Raw genomic sequence first — 22,905 nt, forward strand, 5'->3', positions numbered from 1 at the left:
CGTGGAAAACAGTAAACCTTTGCAGGCCACTACGAATATCCCCTTTCAGATTGCAGGCGGTACCCAAACCATCTGTCTTGAACTCAGCGCTGAAAGTGTTCTTAAAGCTCATGTGAAATTCCAGGTCGGTTCGGCAAGATTGCTGAATGTTAATGAATGGAACTCCGGTACCGGGTGGCGGGGCCATTTCGAATCGGTATTGCTCAATGCAAAGGGAAAGAAATTGGATGGTCTCGCAGAAAAAGGTACCTTCATACACCTGCGCCGTAATACAGGCCCCGGCAGAAAAAATGAACTCTGGTTTGCTGTAGAGTCCATAGAATCAGGAGGTGCCAAAGATGAGGATACGTCGTTTTTCTCCATTCGCCTGAGGCCTTGTCCCGAACCCGGTTCAACCGTATTCCAGGAAAACTATTTCTTCCAGACCACTACCACCTTCAACCTACTGCTCTATCGCCGCGCCCTTGTGCTGTATGGATGTCTCATTACCCGCAACGACCAGGAAGAGGACGCCGATAAACCTTCGCCGCCGTTACCCTGGAAAGAACTTTTCCAGTATGTGTTTGCTGCTGATGCCGCGAAAATTTCATCGTTATGATTGCTGCCGATAAATTAACCCCCTCCCTTCAGCCGGTCTTTTGCCATGGCAAATTTTCCGAAAGTCCGCTATGGCTCCCCTGCGGGCACTGGCTGTTTTCCGATGTGGAAGAAGGGAATCTCTGGGAGCTGAGAAACGGCCAGTGCCGCCGCTCTGATTTTACCAAAAGGCTGGTGCCACCCACCCCGCATCCACTGCATAGCAGTCACACCGGGCCAAATGGCCTCGCCACTACACCGCAGGGAAATTTACTGGTTTGTCATCATGGTCATCATGCCCTGCTGATCATTGATGATTTCGGGTGCAGGAAACTGGTCTCGTATTACAATGGCCGTCCTTTCAACAGCCCGAATGACATTGCCGTAAAAGCAGACGGGCGGATCTATTTTACTGATCCGCCTTACGGTCTTAAGGACCAGAGACTTCATCCGGGGTATTTTCAATCCACTGCCGGCACTTACCTGTTCTATAAGGAAGAATGTATCAAGATCGACGATACACTGCAATATCCCAACGGAATCTGCTTTTCGCCGGATGAGCAACTACTGTATATCAGTTCCAATCATCCCGACGAGAAGATGATCCTGGTATTCCGGGTACAGGCGAACGGTCACCTGTCTCCCCCGCGGCAGTTTGCTGCCTTTAACAGCGATGGTATGACCACAGACAGGGATGGCAATCTTTACCTGACCGGTTCCGACGCCGTGATCAAACTCGATTACAGGGGAAATTTTAAAGGCTCATCGCCATTTCCGGGGATGACCACCAATATCGCTTTCGGCGGCCATAGCGGGAAGGAACTGCTCGTTACAGCAGGTGAAAATGTATTCCTGTTTGAAGAAGGGCTGAAGTTTAACTAGCCTTCCCGAAATCGCTGATAAACTGCTCCTGTTCGCGGTTGATATTATGAAGGATCACCCGCTCGGCTCCCATTTGCAGGTACTGCCTCGCTTTTTCTTTCAGCGCCTGCATGTCGGTAAAGATCTCAACATTTTCAGCCACCTGTTCCTTAGTAATCTTCTCAGTAGCGCGATCGAAATCCTCAACTCGGTGCAACCCTTCGAGTTCCTTCATGCCCACCATATTGCTGCGCCACTGATGAAGTGCGCCCGCCAGTGCCTGGTCACGATCAGGATGATAGGTAAAAGAATATTGTACAAAGAATGGCTTTTCACTGCCCGCTTTGCTGCGGAACAGATTGATCTTCTTTTGCAGTGCCGTAAGATCTCCACCTGTGGTCAGTAAACCATCTGCCCAGTCACCCGCCCAGGCAGCTGTAGCCTCTGAAATCGCTGCACAAAAGATCCGGGGCGATTGCTTCGGAAGACTGTATAATCTCGCTTCCTGTACGGTGATCAGTCCGCGATGACTTACTTTTTTTCCGTTAAGTAAATCCCTGATCACCACGGCACATTCCTTCAGCCGTTCATTCCGGAGATGCTTGTCAGGCCACCGGTCGCCGGTAATGCATTCGTTGATGGCCTCACCACTGCCCAGCTCAAGCGTAAAGCGATCCGGGAACATTTCCGTTAACGTCGCCGCGGCCTGGGCCACGATCGCAGGATGATAGCGTTGCCCCGGTGCACAGATCACACTGTACGGCACCGATGTGGCATGCATCGCCGCCCCCAGCCAGCTGAACGAAAACCCGCTGTTTCCCTGCCGCACACTCCACGGATGAAAATGGTCAGAACTGTGTATGCCCTCAAACCCTGCTGCCTCCGCAAGCTGAACCAGGCGCAACAGGTGCCCCGGCGAAAACTGTTCATGTGAAGCGTGATAACAGATGATCCCCATGGCGGAATAAACAAAATTCGCGTGCCAGCTAAACAGTGCGCCGCCTGATCCGTTCGCGGAAATAATCATGCAGCTGAATGATGCCGCCTACCAGGAAATATTCCTTTAGTTCGTGCCGCAGTTGTTTGCGCAGGATCTTCCGCACTTCACGGTGTTCCACCTCCCCGGCTTCTTTTACCTGCGTCAGCAACTGGCTGGCAATGAACACAAATACTGCGCTGATCAGGAAAAGGAAATTCCATTCGTTCAGCGCAACCAGGTGAAATGTTTTTTCCCGCACCGGCCCCACCCATTCTGCATTCACCAGCAGATGACGGTCGCTGAAATAATCTGCCAGCAACCCGCCGATGATGGGTGCCAGCGCCGAAAAACCTGCTGTCATAATATTCCGCACAGACAGGTAGACGATGGCATACTCTTTAGGCGCCAGCTTCATACCGATATTGACCAGCGACAGGTTGATCCCTGCCAGTGATATCCCACTCAATACATGAATCCAGAACAGCAATAACAGGTTTGCCCACAAGGAAGTATAGATGCCGCCAAAAGACCAGCCAATAAGACAAACCAGGTAAACGGGAATGGTGATCGCCAGGATGGATTTGTTGCTGTACCGGTCAGCAAAAGCCCCCCATCGCCGCACAAAAAATACACCCGACAACTGGCTGGCAATGGTCAGCAGGATGATATAGGAAAGCGGAAGCCCTATCGCCTTCAGCATGAATACCGAAAAGAAAGGCGTAGCCAGGTTGACGGCAAATACCCACAGTGAGTTGAAGGACAGGAGGCGGATGAAGTTCGGATCAGACAAAGGCTTGCGGAAAAGCTGGAACAGGTTTTCCCTTGACAGGTAACTCAGTGGCTCGGGCGTTTTCGCGAGCACATAACAGCCAATAAGACCCGAAACCGATCCAAGCACGAACATGCTGCCGTAAATGGTCAGTTCCAGCGAAGGATGATGTTTCCTGACATAATCCAGCAACAGGGCAGCCGAAAGGCTCATGATGGCATTGGTTGCCTGGGTAAAAGCGCTGCGGCGTGCGAAAAAGCTTCCCAGCCTGCTTTCAGGCACAAGGTCTTTCATCCAGGCATTCCAGCTGGGGCTGGCTATTGATGCGAAGAAATAGTAAAAGAAAAGGAAGAGAATCACCCAGTTCAGTTCAGGTTTCGAGGCGATCAGCAGTATCCCCACAAACAACATGAACGTCCTCCCGGCCAGCTGGCAGTAAACACAGATGGCACGTCGGTTATTGTAACGCCGCACGAGCCAGATCGACAGGAGCTGAAACAGATTATTGAAGGTGGGGCTTGCAGCAAGGATTCCGATCTGCAGGTTACTGGCGCCCAGCAACAACGCCATCGCCACGAGGAACGTGCCGGTGGTGAGGGATACCATGATCTCGCTGGTAACACCATCGAGGGTAACCAGCTTCAATCCCGATTCAACCTGTGCAGGTGGAATCTCCTTCGATGGTTGCAGTGACATGATGCACTATACGTGATGCAGTTCCAGTTTGTCTTTTAATCCGGCAAGGTCCTGGCGGATAAGCTGCTCAAAGGAATGGTTCATCAGTTTACCGGCAGCAGCACCAATGGCACCAAGCGGCGGGCGGTAGGAGATCAGCACCTGCAGATCGGTGCCGCCTTTTTCGTTTACCAGGAATGTCACCTTTCCGGAGGCTTCTACCGCTGCACCCGGTTGGGAAGTCCAGCCAAGCTGGTAACCCGGTTCTTCATGTACGATCATGGCATTCCAGCTGAGTTTTCCAACGCCACCGGGAATGCGGGCTGTCCAGATGGATTCCTTGTCGTTCAGGATCTCTACTTTTTCGATATGACTGAGGTAATCGGGCAGCCGTTCCAGTTGCCGCCAGATATTGTACAACTCCCAGCGGGGACGGTCAATCGATTCCCGGAAATGAATGTTAATGTTACGCACCATATCCGGCTGCGCCTTCTTCCCCATCGCCTGGTAGAGCGGACAATGGCCATACATGCCACGGTACAAGAGATACCCGCCAGCCAGTACTTCCGCCTTGCGGAGAAATCCCCGTTTCAAAATGCCGTCAACCAGCATCCAACCGCCGGCGATCAGGGAAATTGCTCTTTCTGCAGGACCGACATTCGCCAGCCGCTTATTATGATGTACCGCTGCAATAGGCATAAAACACTTTTTGAAAAGTAATTCAAAACTGGTGCCACAGCGGGGCAGGATCAATGGGAGATATACTCCTTCATTTTCTTACCGATACGGACCAGTCCGTCAACATCCGAAGGTTTAACCAGGTAATCTGCTGCACCGTTTTCAAGGCAGCTTTTCCTGAAAGCAGGGGAACTGGATGTACTCCAGATCAGCTTGGGGATTTTATGATACCGGTTCGTTTCTGCGAGCATTTTAAGAATCTCGGAACCGTTCATCAGGGGAAGATTATAGTCGAGCACAATAAGAGAAGGGAGCTGGCTGTCATCCAGCCGCTGGAGGTATTCCAATAGTACTTTTCCGTTCGTAAAACAACTCACCTCATAGTCATGATCCAACGATTCAAATGCCTCCTTGAAGAAGTCCTGATCATCAAGATCGTCTTCTCCGAGGAATACTTTAAAGGAACGATTCATGTTGCCTCCGGCCGGTTTGTCAATATTTCTTTCCAAAATTTCCATTCAGTTGTAGAAGCCTTTACCCACCTTGGATTGAGATAAATATACTTATTTTTTTTAACGGAGATTCAATAGGTTTGTTGCACAAATCTCGATATGGCAACAAGGAAAAGTTCTCCCCAAAAAGAGACCAGAACATTGCCCCCCTCCCCCAAGAAAGTTGTCAAAGCCTCCGGGACCAATGGTACCACATCAACAATAACAAAGCCAAAAAGTCACGTTCTTCCGGCATTCGAAGACGATGTTCTGAATGCCAATGAATTGTTGACCGTGTTATCAGAAGTTAAAAATGGAAACTTCGCCATCCGGATGCCCTTTAACAAACTGGGAACAAGCGGTAAGATCTGCGACGTACTCAATGAGATCATTTCACTGAACGAAATCCTCATGCAGGAACTGAGCCTCGCACGCAACACGATCGGCAAGGAAGGTAAACTGAATCATCGCGTCGAACTGCCACGCGCTGCCAGAGGTGAATGGCGCAACGGTGTTAACTCACTGAATACCCTGATTTCCGATCTGGTACATCCCACTATCGAAATCGCCCACGTAATCAGTTCTGTTGCGAAAGGAAACCTTTCCCAGGAAATGCCGCTGAAGATCGGCGACCACGGACTGCAGGGTGAGTTTGCGCGCATCGCTACAGAAGTGAACGACATGGTAAAACAGCTGAACCTGTTTTCCATGGAAGTAACCCGTGTGGCCCGTGAAGTGGGTTCTGAAGGTAAACTCGGCGGACAGGCAAGGGTTAAGGGAGTGGCGGGTGTGTGGAAAGACCTCACCGATTCGGTGAACCAGATGGCCGGTAACCTCACAGCCCAGGTGCGGAGTATTGCGGAAGTGACCACAGCGGTGGCGAAAGGCGACCTGTCGAAAAAGATCACGGTTGACGTACAGGGTGAGATCCTTGAGCTGAAAAATACGATCAATACGATGGTGGACCAGCTGAACTCCTTCTCCTCGGAAGTAACACGTGTGGCCAGGGAAGTGGGAACAGAAGGAAAACTCGGCGGACAGGCAGAAGTGCAGGGTGTTGCAGGTACCTGGAAAGACCTCACGGTATCGGTGAACCAGATGGCCGGTAACCTCACCGCACAGGTGCGGAACATTGCCGATGTGACCACCGCCGTGGCCAAGGGCGACCTGAGCCGCAAGATCACGGTGGATGTAAAAGGCGAAATCCTTGAGCTGAAGAATACCATCAATACCATGGTGGACCAGCTGAACTCCTTCTCTTCGGAAGTGACGCGTGTGGCCCGTGAGGTGGGATCAGAAGGCAAACTTGGCGGACAGGCAACAGTAAAAGGCGTGGGTGGTGTATGGAAGGACCTGACAGAATCGGTAAACCAGATGGGTTCCAACCTGACCGCCCAGGTAAGAAATATTGCAGATGTAACGACAGCGGTGGCCAATGGTGACCTGTCGAAAAAAATTACAGTGGATGTTCAGGGCGAGATCCTTGAACTGAAAAACACCATCAATACGATGGTGGACCAGCTTAACTCTTTCGCATCGGAAGTGACGCGTGTGGCCCTTGAAGTGGGTACTGAAGGAAAACTCGGCGGCCAGGCAAAAGTGCAGGGTGTGGGCGGTACCTGGAAGGATCTTACCGACTCGGTAAACCAGATGGGTTCCAACCTGACCGCACAGGTGCGGAACATTGCTGAAGTAACTACAGCGGTAGCCAATGGTGACCTGTCTAAAAAAATCACGGTGGATGTTGCGGGTGAGATCCTCGAGCTGAAGAAAACGATCAACACCATGGTGGACCAGCTGAACTCCTTCGCCTCCGAAGTAACACGGATGGCCCTTGAAGTGGGAACAGAAGGAAAGCTCGGCGGACAGGCAACGGTAAAAGGTGTGGGTGGTACCTGGAAGGACCTTACCGATTCTGTGAACCAGATGGGATCCAACCTGACCGCACAGGTGCGTAACATTGCAGAAGTAACCACTGCGGTGGCAAAAGGCGACCTGAGCCGCAAAATCACTGTGGATGTAAAAGGCGAGATCCTTGAACTGAAGAATACCATCAACACGATGGTGGACCAGCTCAACTCATTCGGCTCGGAAGTGTTCCGTGTGGCCAGGGAAGTGGGTTCGGAAGGAAAACTTGGCGGACAGGCCGATGTACCGGGTGTGGAAGGCCTCTGGAAAGATCTTACCGACTCGGTAAACATCATGGCATCGAACCTGACCTCGCAGGTGCGGAACATTGCCGAAGTAACGACAGCGGTTGCCAATGGTGACTTGTCGCGTAAAATTGAAGTGGATGTTAAAGGTGAAATCCTTGAACTGAAGAATACCATCAACACGATGGTGGAACAGCTGCGCGCCTTCGCTTCCGAAGTAACGCGTGTGGCAAGAGAAGTGGGAACCGAAGGTAAACTCGGCGGACAGGCGAATGTACCCGGCGTTGCGGGTACCTGGAAAGATCTTACCGATTCCGTGAACCAGATGGCCGGTAACCTTACCGCGCAGGTGCGGAACATTGCAGATGTTGCGATCGCGGTTGCCAACGGAGACATGAGCCGGAAGATTACGGTGGATGTAAGAGGCGAGATCCTGCAGCTGAAAGAAACCCTGAACACGATGGTGGATCAGTTGCGCGCGTTTGCCTCTGAAGTAACGCGTGTGGCCCGGGAAGTGGGAACGGATGGTAAGCTCGGCGGGCAGGCCTTTGTGCCCGGCGTTGCAGGAACCTGGAAAGACCTTACCGACTCCGTGAACCAGATGACCGGTAACCTCACCTCGCAGGTGCGGAATATTGCAGAAGTGACCAAGGCGGTGGCATCAGGTGACCTTTCCAAAAAAGTAACCATCGATGTAAAGGGCGAGATCTTCGATCTGAAAAATACCATCAATACGATGGTGGACCAGCTGAACTCCTTTGCCTTCGAAGTGACGCGCGTGGCGCGCGAAGTGGGAACAGAAGGTAAGCTGGGGGGACAGTCAGAAGTGCAGGGGGTTGCGGGAACCTGGAAAGACCTTACCGATTCGGTGAACATGATGGCGTCCAACCTAACGAACCAGGTTCGCGGTATCGCCAAGGTGGTAACCGCAGTGGCTACCGGAAACCTGAAACAGAAACTGTCGATCGTATCGCGCGGCGAGGTGGCACAGTTGACCGACACCATTAACGAAATGATCGATACGCTGGCTTTGTTTGCCGACCAGGTAACTACAGTGGCCCGTGAAGTAGGTGTGGAAGGAAGGCTGGGTGGCCAGGCGAGTGTGCCCGGCGCCTCCGGTATCTGGAAGAACCTGACGGAGAACGTAAACCAGCTGGCGGAAAACCTCACCACCCAGGTGCGGGCAATCTCTGAAGTGGCTTCCGCGGTAACCAAGGGTGACCTTACGCAATCCATCAATGTGGAAGCTAAAGGGGAAGTGGAAGAACTGAAGGATACGATCAACCAGATGATCACCAATTTGAAACAAACCACGCTGCGTAACCAGGAACAGGACTGGCTGAAATCCAACCTGGCCAAGTTCACGCAGATGTTGCAGGGACAAAGGGAGATCAACACGGTGACCAAGCGGATCCTTTCAGAGCTGGCACAGGTGGTGAATGCACAAAAGGGTATGTTCTATATCCTGCAGGAAGACGAAAACACCGCAGAGCAGAAACTTAAGCTTTTCGCCAGCTATGCTTACGACGATGCTTTATCACTCAACCGTGAATTCTCACTCGGAGAAGGCCTGGTGGGTCAGTGCGCTGTTGAAAAACAACCCATCCTGATCTCCAATGTTCCGGCCAATTATATCAAGATCGGTTCGGGTCTTGGCGCATCAGACCCGGTGAACCTTATCGTGCTTCCCGTATTGTTCGAAACCAATATTAAAGCTGTAATCGAACTGGCATCCTTTGAGCCATTCAACCAGACGCACCTTGACTTCCTCAACCAGTTGACGGAAAGCCTCGGTGTGGTGCTGAATACAATCGAAGCCAACTCACGTACGGAAAGGCTGCTGGGACAATCACAGTCCCTTACCGACGAGTTGCGTCGTGCGAACGAAGAACTGCAGGACAAAGCACATCTTCTTGCGAAGCAGAAAGAAGAAGTGGAGAACAAGAACCAGGAAGTGGAAGAAGCGAGAGTATCCCTGGAAGAAAAAGCAGAACAGCTGCAGCTTACCTCCAAATATAAATCGGAGTTCCTGGCCAACATGTCGCATGAATTGCGTACGCCGCTGAACTCACTCCTCATCCTCGCACAACAGCTTTATGAGAATGCCGAGGGCAACCTCACCGACAAACAGGTGAAATATGCCAAGACCATTCACAGTTGCGGCGATGATCTGATCCAGCTGATCAACGATATCCTGGATCTCAGCAAGATCGAATCCGGTTATATCTCCACGGACTTCATCAATATCCATTTCGCTGAGATCGTTTCCTTCGTGGAAAGCACATTCAAACATGTGTCTGAAAATAAAAACCTGCGCTTCATCATCGAGAAAGACCGCAATCTTCCCGATATCATTGAAACTGACTCACAGCGCCTCAACCAGATCCTCAAGAACCTCTTGTCCAATGCCTTCAAGTTTACTGAGAAAGGCGAAGTGCGGCTGCGGATCTATGAGGCAGACCACGAGTGGTTGCAACCCAACGATAACCTGGATAATGCAAGACGTGTGGTGGCCTTCGAAATCCGCGACACCGGCATCGGCATTTCCAAGGAAAAGCAGAACATCATCTTTGAAGCTTTCCAGCAGGCAGAAGGCTCTACCAGCCGCAAATACGGCGGTACCGGTCTCGGACTTTCCATCAGCCGCGGACTTGCCGAACTGCTGGGCGGCTCCATTGAACTGGTAAGCGAGGCCGGAATGGGAAGTACTTTCACCTTGTACCTGCCGCTTGAGCCTGGCACTATACCAACGAAAAAAGAAAAGGGATCGCTGCGGAAGCGAAGTGAATACGCAGTAGGGGAAACACTGGTGCCAACCATCAAGGTTTCTGACACCAAAGAACTTGAATCCTTGAATGAGATCATCAACGACAATGGGGATGACCGAAATAATATCAATGCTGATGACCTGGTGATCATGGTAGTGGAAGATGACCTGCAGTTCGCCCATATTATCCTTGAAGTGGCACATACTACCGGCATCAAAGTGGTGATTGCCACAAATTTTGCTGCAGTATTTGAATTGGCCAACCGGTTCTCCCTCGCAGCTATTACACTTGATGTAAAACTGCCGGATGCCAGTGGATGGCGGATCCTTGACCTGTTCAAGAACGACGACAACCTCAAGCATATCCCGGTTCATGTAATATCCGGGGAAGAGAATCGTCACCTGGCCCGGCAGCGGGGCGCCAAAAACTTCCACCTCAAGCCAATTTCCGGAACGGAACTGAATTCCATGTTGCAGGAGATCAGAACATTCCACCAGCGTCCGTTACGCAATGTGCTGATACTCTCCGACCGCGATACGCATCTCCTGGCAGAAAAATTGCAGGAACCCGGCTTGCTGGAATTCATTACCACCAGCAATGCAGAAACGGCGATGGATACCATTTCCAAACAACCAATTGAATGCCTGGTACTGGATCACGAAGCCGCAGATCCCACACCACAGGAAGCTTATGCTGACCTGCTGGATCTTGCCGGCAAACTGAACATTCCGGTTATCCTGTTTACACCACCGGGTGAGGCAGTGAATGCATGGCTGAAATCGGTGAGCCAGGTAATCACCAAGGCAGACGGTGAAACCGGCGTGTTGTTACATGAACTGATCGGCTACAGCCATGTAAACCTGAAGCAGTTGTCAGCCGACAAAACGGGGATGGTGGAAAAGGCAAGAATGAAAAAGGATATCCTTAACCAGAAAAATATACTGGTAGTGGATGACGACGTAAGAAATCTTTTTGCGCTGACGACGGCGTTTGAGAAATATAATATCAATTCCATCACAGCAGAAAGCGGTATGGAAGCCATGGAACTGCTGGGTCAACCGAACCAGATCGACATGGTGCTGATGGATATCATGATGCCTGAAATGGATGGTTATGAAACTATCCAAAAGATACGGCGTGAACACAAGAACAACAGCCTGCCGATCATTGCTGTTACCGCAAAAGCAATGAAGGGAGACCGTGAAAAATGCCTTGAGGCGGGAGCTTCCGATTATATTACCAAACCCTTAAAAATTGACCAGCTACTGTCGCTCATGCGGATCTGGTTGCATAAATAATCATGGCGGGTGTACCTGATATTTCTATCCTCGTTGTGGATGACAGGGAAGAAAACCTTTTGTCCATTGAAGCCATCCTGGAGAATCGTGACTATAAACTGGTCAAAGCGTTGTCCGGAAGGGCTGCGTTGAAGATCCTGCTGCAGGAACACGATTTTGCCCTGATCCTGATGGACGTCCAGATGCCTGAAATGAACGGCCTCGAAACAGCTTCCCTGATCTACCAGCGGGAAAAGCTTCGCCACATCCCTATCATTTTCATTACTGCCCATGAGTTCGGTGATGACCAGCGATTCGAAGGTTACAAGATGGGGGCCGTTGATTTCATCTACAAGCCTTTTCATCCTGAACTCCTGCGGGCAAAAGTGGCCGTATTCACAGAATTGTTCCGCAAGAACCGGGAGTTGCAGACCAAGGAAAAACTGTTGCTGCGATCCAATAAGCAGTTACAGGCCGAGATCAATGAAAGGATAATTTCCGAGAATAAGGTCAAAGCACTGAATAAGCAATTGCTGCAAAACAACAAAACACTCAAGTCGATCAACGAAGACCTCGATCGTTTTGCCTATGTAGCTTCCCATGACCTGCAGGAACCCCTGAGAAAGATCAGGATGTTCAGCGACCGGCTTCTCACCTATCCCGGGATGACTGAAGACATGAAAGCTGTCCTGGGCAAGATCATGCATTCGTCCGATCGTATGAAGCTTTTCATTGATGACCTGTTGCGTTTCTCCCAGCACACCAATCACATCGACGATTTTGCACCGGTGGACCTGAATACACTGCTGCAGGAAGTTGTGGAGGAATTCGAAATTGACCTGCAGAAAAAATCAGCTACTGTTGAATTGGTGCAGCTTCCTGTTGTGTGGGGAAATGGCACATTACTGAAACAGGTTTTCTTTAACCTGCTGGGGAATGCACTGAAGTTTACCGAGCCCTCCCGCAAACCGCAGATCCGGTTGCAACAGGAAGAAACGGATGAACATTTTGTGGTGTCAGTAGCTGATAACGGCATCGGCTTTGACCCTGCCTACAGCGAAGACATTTTCCAGGTCTTCAAGAAGCTGCACAGTTATGATGAATTCCGGGGAAATGGCATCGGCTTGTCCATCTGCAAAAAAATCATGGATTATCACAACGGATTGATCAAGGCAGAAAGCAGGCCGGCGCAGGGTTCTACGTTTTACCTCTACTGGCCGAAGGAAAAGACAACGGCCCAGGTGCAGGTCTAGGCGCCGAAAGCATCAAGTGCTTTTGCCATATTCGCTTTGCCGGTGAGTACGCCTTTGAAGAGATCGCCTTTGGCATCCAGCCGCTTGCTGATATTACGGATCGTGAACTGGCCGGGATGTAATCGTCGGTTCACTTCTTTCCATTCCAGCGGCGTGGATACGGTTGCACCAGGAACAGGCCGCACGCTGTAAACCGAGCTAAGTGTCTGCCCGGGACGATTCTGCAGGAAATCTATGTAGATATTATTCTTGCCCCGTTTGGCAAGCGACCGCTCCAGGCTTGTAAAATCAGGCACGAGTTCATGCACCAGTCCGGCGATGATGTGTGCAAAATCACGCACCTGGTCGTAGTCATAAGCCTGTTTAAGGGGAATATACACATGCATCCCGCTGGCACCCGATGTTTTGCAGAAAGCAGGCAGTCCGCCTTTGTCGCAAACCTCTTTTACGGCGAGTGCTGTTTCGACTACCTGTTCAAAAGTATTGTTGTCAGAGGGATCAATATCGATCACGAGCCAGGTCGGATGATCGGGATGCTGCATCGTGCTGTTCCATGGATTCATTTCGATGCAGCCCAGGTTCGCAACATACAACAACGTGTTCAGGTTGTTGCAAACAATATAATCGATCACCTTATTGCTGCTCTTGCTGTCTACCGGAAAAACCGTCACAAAATCAGGCGCATGTTCCCCTGCGTCTTTATGATAAAAAGATGGGCCTTCAATCCCGTCCGGATTTCGTTTTAGCGACAATGGTCTGTTCTTCAGGTGCGGAAGAATCCAGGGTGCTATTGAATTGTAGTAATTGATGAGGTCACCTTTGGTATACCCCTCTTTTGGCCAGTAGATCTTTTCTGTATTTGTAAAGGTCAAACCGGTCGGCTTTCGTTTATTTGTGGCCGTTGCACTCATGACGCTTTTTTACGGCTGCTGCTCCGCGCAGGAGTCAGACTGGCTTTCAGTTGTTCCATGAGATCCTTGGTATTTGAATGCACCACTTTCATCGGAGCAACCTTGATGGTTTTGCCTTTGGCCTTGGCCTGAATCAGCTTCATCAATTTATCCGAATAGTCATCCCTGAACGCACTGATGTCGAATTTTTTGGTGAGCTGATTCACGAGGCTCAAAGCCATTTTCAATTCCGGTGGTTTGCTTTTGGTGGTAGGTATTTTAAGCTCAGCGGGATCCCTGACTTCTTCAGCAAAGCGGATTCTGTTTAGTACAAGCGTGTGTTCCTGCGCCTTGATAAGGCAGAGATGTTCACGGCTGTGCATAACCAGCATGCCGATGCCGGCTTTTTTGGACTTCAGCAAAGCTTCACATAAGAGAGCATAGGCCCTGGTGCCGGTTTTATCTGGTTCAAGATAATAGGGTTGCTCGAAATAATTTGTATCGATTTCTTCCAGGTTCACAAACTGGGTGATCTCTACGTGTTTTGACTTTTCGGGACTGGCCTTCTCAAAATCCGATTTATCCAGTACTACATATTTGTCACCCACCAGGTATCCTTTTACAATATTCTCCCAGGGCACTTCCTTCCCGGTTTTTTCATTGACTCTTTTAAAGCGGATATTGGCATGATCCTTTTTGTCGAGCATGTCGAGGCTAAGGCTGCTGTCCTCCACTGCGCTGTACATTTTGACCGGAATATTGACCAGTCCAAACCCAATGGAGCCTGTCCAGATCGCTTTCATGGCAATAAGTTTTTGTCAGTCTTTTTTGTCTCCACCCAAACTGTAATAATTGTTCTCTTCATCTTCTTCCCCGATGTCTTCCATATCATCATCCAGTTCTGATCCCGGAACATCGAGTGTATCGCCGGGGTTCTCGTGACGTTGCTGGGCGTGAGGTACCTTGATGGCGCCACTGGCCGGATTCATGATGTCTTCATCCGAAGGATAATCCATCTTTTCAAGCTCGGATTCGATGTTCTTTTCGTTGGTCTCTTCTTCCATTATTTTTTTGCCGGAGGGTGGCTGGGAATGACCGGGAGGTGTTTTCTTGCTCATGGCTGATAATTTAATTGATCGCCTGCGGTTGCCCTGCATGCAGCAAAAAAAGTATGCCATCATGCAGATGCCCGCGGTATCAGGGTCGCTTCCATCTGGCACTGGACGGTTTGTTGACGATTTTCCATGGCTTTCAGGAGGATATCGATTGCCTGCCGGCCCATTTCCGGAAGGGGTTGCCGCAGGTAGGTCAGCGGCGCGTAAAAAAGATCAAGCGATTCCGTTTCATCATAGGTGACGATGGCGAGATCATCCGGTACCCGCAAAGATAAGCGATTGAGATGGCGGAGGCCGGTAGCACAAAGGGTATTTGAGGCAAAGAGCAGGCCATCAACAGGCTGCGGAAGGTGCAACAGGCGGTCGATGGCTTCCGGTACGCCTTCAGGAACTGCATCCAGCGGCAGCAATTCCTGCCACTCCGGCAGCGGTGTAATGCCTTTTGCACGCAAAGCATCAAGATAACCCTGTGCCCGCTGGTTCAGGTGAAAGAGTTCGCTGCGATAGTTGATCAGCCCGATCCTACTTCTCCCCTTTTCAACCAGGTAGGTCACAGCATCCCAGGAAGCCTTATGATTATCCAGCGCCACATAATTTGAAGGCACTTCGGGGAAATAACGGTCAAGCAAAACAAGCGGGATCTGCTGTTGGCGGAGGTAACTGATCTGCGCTGCAGCGCCATCAGGCGGGGAAATGATCAGGCCATCCACCTGGCGGTTAAGAAACGTATCGATCAGCTTCTCAAACTTTGAAAGCTTTTCATCAGAACTGCCAAAGATCACTGTGTACTGATACTTGTCTGCCGCATCCTCAATGATCCGCGCCAGTGAAGAAGAGAAAGGGTTGGATATATCAGCTACGATCAACCCGATAGTTAAAGTCTTGTTTGTTTTCAGGCTGCGGGCGATCTGGTTGGTTCGGTAACCCATCAGTTTGGCAGTTTCCCTGATCTTTTCGCTGATCGCTTTCCCGATACGTCCTTCTTTCTTGTTGTTCAGCACATAAGAAACCAGAGCGGTGGAAACACCAACGCTTTCGGCTATATCTTTAAGGCTAACACGCTTCATAGTTGCTTCTGTATCAGGATAAAAAGGAATACCAAGTTAGTGTTAAACGGCGTTAACAAAAGGTGAAGAGTTTAAACGATTAAACTTTTTGCTATACCTTTGTGTCTTATAGACGTAAAGTGATAACGAAAACACCGGAACATGGATACGTTTAAAAACATTGGACTGGTAGAGTGCAGTAAGTCTGGAAAGATCTTTCAACTCGGTACCACCAGTACCATCCAGGGATATAATCTGAAAAAGGTGCTGATCAACGGCACCATCTCCGAGGGTCTTGCCCGCAATCTTTATCCCGAGGCGGAAGTGGTGCAGGAACTCGAAGCGATCACACAAGACGCATCAATTGACCTGGTGATCATATCCGCCCCGCAGGGATATGACCGCACCCTGGTTTCTGAAGTGATGCAATCCGGCAAACCAGTCCGGATCGTCTAGTCAACAATTGTTGCCTTTTTTTAACGATGAATGCCTGCCAGAACGGGGGCATTTTGTTGTACCTGAAACTGTAAACACATGACACAAACATTTTATCCGCATAAGTCCAGGAGGACGTTTTACACGGCAATACCGCCTAAGAAGACTTTTTCCGGGTCGATAACGGCCACGGAGAACCGAAACAAAAAAGACATGGAGCTGACTGCAAACGAAGAACAAAAGGAGACCGGCAAAGCGCCGAAGGACAAAAAATTTGACCTGCAACCGGGATTGATCACCCTGATGCTGGGTGGTCTGAGCCTCGGCATGGCGGAGTTCATGATTATGGGCGTGTTGCCTGACGTAGCACAATCCCTCCAGGTATCCATTCCTGTGGCAGGGCAGCTCATTTCCCTTTACGCACTGGGTGTGGTGATTGGCGCACCGCTGATGGTGATGCTGGCGGGCAAGTTTCCACCCAAACAATTGCTGATGGCCATGATGGGGATGTTCGGCTTATTTAACGGCATTTTCGCGCTCGCTCCCAACCATGAGACGCTTGCTGCAGCAAGGCTGTTTTCCGGCCTTCCGCATGGCGCCTTCTTTGGGGTCGGCGCAGTAGTGGCCAGCAAGCTTGCAGCGCCCGGCCGTGAAGCAAGGGCAGTGTCAGTCATGTTCGCCGGACTCACGGTAGCCAACCTCATTGGCGTACCCCTGGGTACCTGGATCGGTCACCAGTTCAGCTGGAGGATCTCGTTTGGCATTGTTGCCCTCGTAGCCTGGATAACGGCAATCAGTATCCGCAAATGGCTGCCCAATGTTGCGACTCAGCAAAACGGAAGCGCCAGGGAAAGCCTGCAGGTTTTTAAAAGTCCCGCATTCTGGACCATCATTGGTATTTCTGCAATCGGAACCGGAGGCATGTTTACCTGGATTTCCTATATCGCGCCCCTGATGATCAACGTATCCGGATTTCCTGCCGGCAGCATGATGCTCATCATGATGGTGGCGGGTCTCGGAATGGCTGTAGGTAATTTCATCGGAGGCCGCCTGGCGGACCGCTATTCTCCCCTGAAAACGACAGCTTCCCTCCTGCTGGCCATGATCGTGTGCCTGCTCGCAGTTGCCCTGCTGTCCAAATACCAGGTGATCTCCATCCTCCTCACCTTTGTAACGGGCGCCACGGCTTTCGCGGTGATCGCACCCATGCAGATGCTGATGATCAGTCACGCTAAAAACGCTGAAATGCTGGCCAGCGCTACCCTGCAGGCAAGCGCCAATACCGGTAACGCCCTCGGCGCCTTTCTTGGCGGTTTGCCCATCGCAGCCGGTTTCGGTTATACCTCGCCGGAATATGTAGGCGTTGTGCTCGCCTTTATCGGATTCCTGTTCTGTATGCTGCTGCGTACTATTCCCAGGCAGCTTTCAGTTCAAAAACATCCAGCTGTTTAAAGGAACATTTGCCACCGGTTACGGATATAGATGACTTGGTTCCGGAGATGTTTTTATTCACCGGCATATAGTAAAGGCCATTGTTGGCAAAAATTTCCAGGCCGGTGCGATCAGCATAAACTGTTAGTTGAAGATTCCCCTGCTGAAGGGGAATTTTTGCTTTTATGCCATCACAGCTGAGTTCACCTGCTGCTGCATCATACAGAACTTCCAGGCCGCGGATGTCAATGTGTATCGCGCTGCTCTTTCCGGGTGTTGCCACCATCCGAAACTCCAGCAGTTCCGCCTGTGTTTCACCAAGCGGATCGTCTGACTTTTCGGAAAGGCTGATGGCGCCACTGCGGATCGTTCTTCTGCGCAGTGTTTCGAGTTCTTTCACAGGAATTCTGACCATTCTTATTCCTTCGGGGGTAGTGATCAGTTTTAATTCCATCGGAATGGTCATGCTCTGGTTGAAAGCCATGTCACCCTTATCGGTTGCGGTTTGCCACCAGCCGATCTCGATCCTTCTACCGGTTGGTTCATTGCTGAAGGTCTGCGCTGCATAATATCCCCGACCCACCTGCCCCACGAGCCGCTCTGCGTCCGGCCTGAAGGTTTTGCCATCAAAACTCCCGATCGCATAAACACTATTGGCTGCTGACAGTACCCATCTTGTATTGGCCGGATTGCCGTCAACAGGCAGCTCAAAAAAGTCAGGGCATTCATGCAGGTAACGATCGTCTTTCACCCCACCCCGCACGATGGAAGTTTTTGTCCAGTCCTTCAGATTATCCGAGCGCAGGAACTGCATGGAGTGCTGCCCGCCTTCCTGTTCTACCCAGAAGAGCATTACCCAGTGGTTACCCGGGGCGTACCAGAACACTTTGGGGTCCCGGTTATCCGTCCTGACCCTGGGCACTGCAGCATGATCCATTTTCTGAAAATACATACCATCCGTTGTCCACGCCAGCCCCTGGCACCATGCCTTTGCGCCGGTAAAAAACATCACCATGGCAGGTGTGCCCGGCTTGCCGAAGCCACTTGTATTGTTGGAATCTACCACCGCCGTACCGCTGAACATCGGGCCGTACCCGTCAGGATGCAACGCATCGCCGATTTCTTTCCAGTGGATCATGTCTTTGCTGACAGCATGCCCCCAGGTCATATTGCCCCAACCCCTTCCATAAGGATTATGCTGGAAGAACAGGTGGTATTGTCCCTGGTAAAAGCACATGCCGTTGGGATCATTGGTCCATCCCCGTTGGGGCGAAAAATGAAATTGTCCGCGCAATGCTTCACTGTATAATTTACCCGAATTGGTATCGAGATCCGACTGAACAACCGGGTGGAAGGTCGGTGAACCCAACGCGAGCTTGTCCACCCGCAACTCGATCGAATCACCTTTCCATTCACTGATATCAAGATAAGCGAACCAGTCCGCCCTGTCCTCCGACAACTCAATATCAAAGAAGCGAACCAGTACACCATCTTTCCAGATCTCCACGTTCTTTTTTGGAGCGCCGTTTTTTACCGGCAGTTGCAGGTATTTTTTTGCGGGCGTGAAATAAGCGTTGAAAGCCTGTTGTGAAAAGCCGGATACCGATACACATAGTAGTCCTGCCAGCAAAATCCATCTCGTCGTAAGATTCATATTCAATGTTGCTATTTGGCTGGTGAGCGTGCGGGATTCAACATTTCAACATACCATTCAACCGGAAAATTGTATGGAATGCTGGAGCCCGTTATCCGGAAAGTTTCAGTTGGGAAAAAGATGGCAGTCATGCTGGTCCAACCGTCAAACAGTTCCAAAGAACTCCGGTCAAGGATAAAATCCAGTTCAAGTGTTTTGGATGATGTCAACCGCGGGGCATAGATGATTTTTGGGAAATCAGGATGGAAGTCTGTGTTACCTGCCTCTGAGCGGTCGATGAAATACTGATTGGTACTGTGATCATAACCAAATACCAGCTTCTCTCCTTTTCCGTTGGTGCATTGAATGGCGACGCTGGTCACGGGCATGGTCAGCCGCATCCTGAGGAGACTGTCCTTTTGGGTATTGTAAACATCAGGCGGGCCGCCAAACGTAAAATTTTTTAATGTATATCTTGTACTGATGAGGGAAGTCGGAAAATCCAGCGGGTATGTCCGCACCGCAAGATTGTTCCCTTCACCCTGGATAGATAAAGTTCTCGGAAGGGTCATCGCACTTCTCCACCGGGTAGTAGGTACATCCTGCGCGTATCGCCAGTCACTCATCCAGCCAATGAAAACCGGTGTCTGCTTATCTGAAGAAATGGTGACTCCCGCATAATTATCAGGGCCATAGTCCAGCCAGCGGGTCAGTGTATCACGGGGAGTGAATTCCTTTCCGTTAAAATCACCCAGGAAGTACTGCGTTGCTGAACCTCCATTGGGGCCACCCGGGTTGATACTTACCAGCAACACCCAATAATTCTTCCCTTTATAACGCAAAGGGAAAAGGTCAGGACATTCCCATACGCCACCATGTGCACCAACTTTCTCACCAAACTCCGATAACTTTTTCCAGTTTTTCAGATCAGGCGATGCAAAAAAAGTGATCCTGTCTTTGGTAGCCAGCGTCATGATCCATTGCCTGGTGTCTTCATGCCAGCGAACTTTAGGATCGCGGAAATCAATGATACCAGGGTTTTTCAACACGGGGTTGCCGGCGTATTTCGTCCACGTCATGCCTTCATCCAGGCTGTACGCAATACTCTGGTTCTGGTAATCCTGTTTACCGGCGTCAGCCCCTTTGGGATCATGGTGCGTGAAAATCGCTACGATGGGAACTTTTCCGTCTTTTCCAAAGCCACTGGTATTATTCTTATCTACTACGGCACTGCCCGAAAAAATATAACCCAGACTATCAGGGTACAGGGCGATAGGCTGCTCCTTCCAGCGGAAGAGGTCTTTACTGGTCGCATGGCCCCAATGCATCGGCCCCCATTTGTTGCCACCGGGATAGTATTGGAAAAACAGGTGGTAAACACCCTTGTATTCGAACATTCCGTTGGGATCATTCATCCAGTGGCGTTCGGGCGAAAAGTGAATCATAGGCCGATGCGCTTCACCGGAATCTGATTGCGCCAAAGTATTTGAAAGTCTTACTGCCAGCAGGCAGATGAGCAATAATCGTGTGAAAATTTTCAAGCGGTTGGTTATTGCCGTTAAGTTACTGGTTGGTTACCAATTCCCCACAAATGTCATAGGTCTTTTTACCATTGTAAGCCGCAAAACCTCATGAAAGGCCTGTTTTGACTAACGGGCTTCGGAAAAACTACTCATGAAAGCCACACTTACCGGAATGATACTGGAATGATACTTCAATGCAAGGGGAATAGCAGTGCGGAATCAGCAATTGCAATATATACGGATCTCCTGATCACTAAGGCCGCAACGAGGTTCGAAAGGCCACACAAAGGCCTCCGCGTTGACAAACATCTGGTTGTTAATCAAATGGTTGCCAATAAACACAAACGGCCCCTTTACCGCAAATCCTTACCCACAGAGCTTTTGACCGCTTTTAAACGCCTTATCCATGTGTCAAAATGGCCTCTTCCCTATACAAACCCACCCCTTAATACGGGAATGACACATGGATTAAACTTGTTCTAGTCCGGGTTAAGTGAACCTCCCAACTTCGCTAAAGCTACTTAAGGCGAGGCCCGCCTACGCTTAACCTTCAGCCTCCGTTATCGCTTCGGCTGACAATGTTGGTGGTCGAGGCCCACCTTCGGGAAAGCTTTGATGGGCAGGACAACAAACTTCAAACCCAACTACAAACCCCTGCCTACGCTAAAGCTTCGGCAGGCAAAGCCAAACTTCAGACCTCAAACCTCTCTCCCCCGACGTTTATTCGCCAGAACCAATCAATGCCCGAACATCAACAATTATTTTCCCGAATTTCAGAATAATATTCGGAAACATCCGTACCTTTCCGAAAAGTTAGCGGAAATGACAGCAAATCTTGATACAATCGACCTCCGGATCCTGGAGTTGATGCAGGACAATGCCCGCATTTCCAATGCTGACCTTGCCCGTGAACTGGAAATGGCCCCGTCCGCTGTCCTGGAAAGAGTCAAGAAACTTGAACAGAAAAAAGTAATCCTCGGTTACACTACCCGCATCAACCCCCAGGCCGTCCAGCAAAAATTGCTCGCCTTTATTTTCGTCCGTACCAATGATGGTTTCGGCGAAACCGGTTCAACTACCGAAGCGCTCTCTAAAATTCCCGAAGTGCAGGAAGTGCACCATATCGCCGGGGAAGACTGCTTCATCCTCAAGATCCGAACCGAAGACGCCGCCTCCCTCATGCACCTCATGCGAAATTCCCTTAAACAAATCCCTAAGATCTCCTCGACCCGAACCACCATTGTTTTGGAAACTGTGAAAGAAGAACAAACTATCGTAATACCTAATTCCTGAAAATCATGTCTGCTTCAACTACAAAAAATGCATCTCCCGCGCTGGTGGTGCTGGCTTTTGCGACGGTATACATCGTCTGGGGTTCCACGTATTTCTTTATTCAGAAAGGCGTTCACGAAATTCCTGCCCTCCTGATGGGTGCCATCCGTTTTCTCGCATCCGGTGCCATCATGATGGCCTGGTGTTTTTATAAAGGCGAAAAACTCTGGTCCTGGCCGCAGGTCAAAGCAGCGGCCGTTACAGGCCTCCTGTTGCTGCTCGTGGGTAATGGTGCCGTAATCTGGGCAGAAAAAACGCTTCCCTCCTCCCTGGTAGCGGTGCTGGTTTCATCGGCTCCCCTGTGGTTCGTTTTACTGGACAAACCCAAGTGGAAAGAAAATCTCTCCAGCCGTTCCACCATCATCGGATTACTGGTTGGATTTGTTGGTGTGGTGTTGCTGTTCAAAGAACAGGTAAGTGCTGTTATCGGAGGCAGCGGACACAGTGGTCAGATCTGGGGGCTGGTGATCCTGATGATTGGCGCGATCAGCTGGTCAGGTGGTTCACTCTACTCCAAATACAACTCGAAAGGTCCCGGTGCAGTAAGTACCGCATGGCAGATGCTCACCGCCGGACTTGCATTCACCATCGGAAGCGGACTGAACAATGAATGGAAAGACTTTCACCCGGCAGCAGTTTCGGGACAGGCATGGTTTGCTGTAGGTTACCTGATCACAATGGGTTCACTGGTCGGCTACAGCGCTTACGTATGGCTGTTACAGGTCCGGCCGGCAACGCAGGTGAGCACTTACGCCTATGTCAATCCCGTTGTGGCAGTATTACTCGGCACGCTGCTGGCCGGTGAAACGATGACCGCACTGCAGCTCACGGGCCTCGCCGTAATTCTTACGAGCGTGTTGCTGATCAATCTCAGCAAATACCGCAGCGCCAAACCGGTTCAAGCAGCAACTGCGCTACCGCAGGCTGACGAGAAACCACAACCTGCATCAGGTGCGCATGGCAACCGGTATTTGCAGGATCGCCGCGAAAGAAGAAAGCCTGAAGAACTTGCCCAATAAC

Annotated in this window: 18 protein-coding genes; 8 read left to right on the forward strand and 10 right to left on the reverse strand. The window is 50.5% G+C overall.

Features of this window, described 5'->3' with window-relative positions:
• The first annotated feature begins 1 nt into the window (after position 1).
• Together FPE01S_RS03035 and FPE01S_RS24590 are read left to right on the forward strand one after the other, a co-directional pair.
• Positions 2-598, forward strand: coding sequence for a hypothetical protein (locus FPE01S_RS03035; protein WP_046367421.1), 597 nt, complete (start codon positions 2-4; stop codon positions 596-598).
• Positions 595-1,458: an SMP-30/gluconolactonase/LRE family protein gene (locus FPE01S_RS24590; RefSeq protein WP_052955469.1), complete on the forward strand. Its 864-nt coding sequence runs from the start codon at positions 595-597 to the stop codon at positions 1,456-1,458. The genes FPE01S_RS03035 and FPE01S_RS24590 overlap by 4 nt, the downstream gene beginning before the upstream one ends.
• Here the strand turns inward: FPE01S_RS24590 and FPE01S_RS03045 are convergent.
• Genes FPE01S_RS03045 through FPE01S_RS03060 form a run of 4 tightly spaced genes read right to left on the reverse strand, consistent with a single transcriptional unit; the run spans position 1,451 to position 5,011 of the window.
• Positions 1,451-2,464, reverse strand: coding sequence for a TIGR03885 family FMN-dependent LLM class oxidoreductase (locus tag FPE01S_RS03045; protein WP_245623929.1), 1,014 nt, complete (start codon positions 2,462-2,464; stop codon positions 1,451-1,453). The two genes, FPE01S_RS24590 and FPE01S_RS03045, sit on opposite strands and share 8 nt — an antisense overlap.
• Positions 2,424-3,881: an MFS transporter gene (locus FPE01S_RS03050; protein ID WP_046367422.1), complete on the reverse strand. Its 1,458-nt coding sequence runs from the start codon at positions 3,879-3,881 to the stop codon at positions 2,424-2,426. Before FPE01S_RS03050 ends, FPE01S_RS03045 begins: the two co-directional genes overlap by 41 nt.
• A 6-nt stretch (positions 3,882-3,887) precedes the next feature.
• Positions 3,888-4,559, reverse strand: a complete 672-nt coding sequence (locus FPE01S_RS03055) for an SRPBCC family protein (protein WP_046367423.1) — start codon at positions 4,557-4,559, stop codon at positions 3,888-3,890.
• 50 nt (positions 4,560-4,609) lie between these two features.
• Positions 4,610-5,011 (reverse strand): response regulator, encoded by a 402-nt coding sequence (locus tag FPE01S_RS03060; protein WP_046368597.1) that lies wholly within the window; start codon positions 5,009-5,011, stop codon positions 4,610-4,612.
• A gap of 138 nt (positions 5,012-5,149) precedes the next feature.
• Here FPE01S_RS03060 and FPE01S_RS03065 point away from each other — a divergent pair, with 138 nt between their 5' ends.
• Positions 5,150-11,248: a HAMP domain-containing protein gene (locus tag FPE01S_RS03065; RefSeq protein WP_083990118.1), complete on the forward strand. Its 6,099-nt coding sequence runs from the start codon at positions 5,150-5,152 to the stop codon at positions 11,246-11,248.
• A 2-nt stretch (positions 11,249-11,250) separates the two neighbouring features.
• Positions 11,251-12,480 carry a sensor histidine kinase gene (locus tag FPE01S_RS03070; protein ID WP_046367424.1) on the forward strand — a complete coding sequence of 410 codons (1,230 nt, stop codon included), beginning with the start codon at positions 11,251-11,253 and terminating at the stop codon, positions 12,478-12,480.
• Here the strand turns inward: FPE01S_RS03070 and ligD are convergent.
• Genes ligD through FPE01S_RS03090 form a run of 4 tightly spaced genes read right to left on the reverse strand, consistent with a single transcriptional unit; the run spans position 12,477 to position 15,552 of the window.
• Positions 12,477-13,352, reverse strand: coding sequence for a non-homologous end-joining DNA ligase (gene ligD, locus FPE01S_RS03075; RefSeq protein ID WP_245623930.1), 876 nt, complete (start codon positions 13,350-13,352; stop codon positions 12,477-12,479). The two genes, FPE01S_RS03070 and ligD, sit on opposite strands and share 4 nt — an antisense overlap.
• 35 nt (positions 13,353-13,387) lie before the next feature.
• The gene (ku, locus tag FPE01S_RS03080) at positions 13,388-14,173 is read right to left on the reverse strand and encodes a non-homologous end joining protein Ku (RefSeq protein ID WP_046367426.1); all 786 of its coding nucleotides are present in this window, start codon (positions 14,171-14,173) and stop codon (positions 13,388-13,390) included.
• 15 nt (positions 14,174-14,188) lie between these two features.
• Positions 14,189-14,488, reverse strand: coding sequence for a hypothetical protein (locus tag FPE01S_RS03085; protein WP_052955471.1), 300 nt, complete (start codon positions 14,486-14,488; stop codon positions 14,189-14,191).
• Positions 14,489-14,547: 59 nt separating this feature from the next.
• On the reverse strand, positions 14,548-15,552 hold the full coding sequence (locus FPE01S_RS03090; protein WP_046367427.1) for a LacI family DNA-binding transcriptional regulator: 1,005 nt from the start codon (positions 15,550-15,552) through the stop codon (positions 14,548-14,550).
• Positions 15,553-15,693: 141 nt separating this feature from the next.
• On the opposite strand from FPE01S_RS03090, the gene FPE01S_RS03095 reads away from it, so the two are divergent.
• Together FPE01S_RS03095 and FPE01S_RS03100 are read left to right on the forward strand one after the other, a co-directional pair.
• Positions 15,694-15,987: a hypothetical protein gene (locus FPE01S_RS03095; protein ID WP_046367428.1), complete on the forward strand. Its 294-nt coding sequence runs from the start codon at positions 15,694-15,696 to the stop codon at positions 15,985-15,987.
• Between the two features lie 78 nt (positions 15,988-16,065).
• Positions 16,066-17,418, forward strand: a complete 1,353-nt coding sequence (locus FPE01S_RS03100) for an MFS transporter (RefSeq protein ID WP_245623931.1) — start codon at positions 16,066-16,068, stop codon at positions 17,416-17,418.
• Here the strand turns inward: FPE01S_RS03100 and FPE01S_RS03105 are convergent.
• On the reverse strand, positions 17,375-19,051 hold the full coding sequence (locus FPE01S_RS03105) for a glycoside hydrolase family 32 protein (RefSeq protein WP_083990119.1): 1,677 nt from the start codon (positions 19,049-19,051) through the stop codon (positions 17,375-17,377). The two genes, FPE01S_RS03100 and FPE01S_RS03105, sit on opposite strands and share 44 nt — an antisense overlap.
• 11 nt (positions 19,052-19,062) lie before the next feature.
• Positions 19,063-20,571 carry a glycoside hydrolase family 32 protein gene (locus FPE01S_RS03110; RefSeq protein ID WP_217998161.1) on the reverse strand — a complete coding sequence of 503 codons (1,509 nt, stop codon included), beginning with the start codon at positions 20,569-20,571 and terminating at the stop codon, positions 19,063-19,065.
• 804 nt (positions 20,572-21,375) lie between these two features.
• Between FPE01S_RS03110 and FPE01S_RS03120 the strand changes: the two genes are divergently transcribed.
• Positions 21,376-21,846: an Lrp/AsnC family transcriptional regulator gene (locus tag FPE01S_RS03120; RefSeq protein WP_046367431.1), complete on the forward strand. Its 471-nt coding sequence runs from the start codon at positions 21,376-21,378 to the stop codon at positions 21,844-21,846.
• A 5-nt stretch (positions 21,847-21,851) separates the two neighbouring features.
• Complete coding sequence (locus FPE01S_RS03125) at positions 21,852-22,904, forward strand: EamA family transporter (RefSeq protein ID WP_072053945.1); 1,053 nt, start codon at positions 21,852-21,854, stop codon at positions 22,902-22,904.
• Position 22,905: the final 1 nt, after the last annotated feature.

This window comes from Flavihumibacter petaseus NBRC 106054 (assembly GCF_000974785.1).
Taxonomy (GTDB): domain Bacteria; phylum Bacteroidota; class Bacteroidia; order Chitinophagales; family Chitinophagaceae; genus Flavihumibacter; species Flavihumibacter petaseus.

Bases quoted from the DNA above. Each gene is read 5' to 3' on its own strand.
- FPE01S_RS24590 (WP_052955469.1), top strand. From the start codon at position 595: ATGATTGCTGCCGATAAATTAACCCCCTCCCTTCAGCCGGTCTTTTGC.
- FPE01S_RS03045 (WP_245623929.1), bottom strand. From the start codon at position 2,464: ATGATTATTTCCGCGAACGGATCAGGCGGCGCACTGTTTAGCTGGCAC.
- FPE01S_RS03050 (WP_046367422.1), bottom strand. From the start codon at position 3,881: ATGTCACTGCAACCATCGAAGGAGATTCCACCTGCACAGGTTGAATCG.
- FPE01S_RS03055 (WP_046367423.1), bottom strand. From the start codon at position 4,559: ATGCCTATTGCAGCGGTACATCATAATAAGCGGCTGGCGAATGTCGGT.
- FPE01S_RS03060 (WP_046368597.1), bottom strand. From the start codon at position 5,011: ATGAATCGTTCCTTTAAAGTATTCCTCGGAGAAGACGATCTTGATGAT.
- FPE01S_RS03065 (WP_083990118.1), top strand. From the start codon at position 5,150: ATGGCAACAAGGAAAAGTTCTCCCCAAAAAGAGACCAGAACATTGCCC.
- FPE01S_RS03070 (WP_046367424.1), top strand. From the start codon at position 11,251: ATGGCGGGTGTACCTGATATTTCTATCCTCGTTGTGGATGACAGGGAA.
- ku (WP_046367426.1), bottom strand. From the start codon at position 14,173: ATGAAAGCGATCTGGACAGGCTCCATTGGGTTTGGACTGGTCAATATT.
- FPE01S_RS03085 (WP_052955471.1), bottom strand. From the start codon at position 14,488: ATGAGCAAGAAAACACCTCCCGGTCATTCCCAGCCACCCTCCGGCAAA.
- FPE01S_RS03090 (WP_046367427.1), bottom strand. From the start codon at position 15,552: ATGAAGCGTGTTAGCCTTAAAGATATAGCCGAAAGCGTTGGTGTTTCC.
- FPE01S_RS03095 (WP_046367428.1), top strand. From the start codon at position 15,694: ATGGATACGTTTAAAAACATTGGACTGGTAGAGTGCAGTAAGTCTGGA.
- FPE01S_RS03100 (WP_245623931.1), top strand. From the start codon at position 16,066: ATGACACAAACATTTTATCCGCATAAGTCCAGGAGGACGTTTTACACG.
- FPE01S_RS03105 (WP_083990119.1), bottom strand. From the start codon at position 19,051: ATGAATCTTACGACGAGATGGATTTTGCTGGCAGGACTACTATGTGTA.
- FPE01S_RS03120 (WP_046367431.1), top strand. From the start codon at position 21,376: ATGACAGCAAATCTTGATACAATCGACCTCCGGATCCTGGAGTTGATG.
- FPE01S_RS03125 (WP_072053945.1), top strand. From the start codon at position 21,852: ATGTCTGCTTCAACTACAAAAAATGCATCTCCCGCGCTGGTGGTGCTG.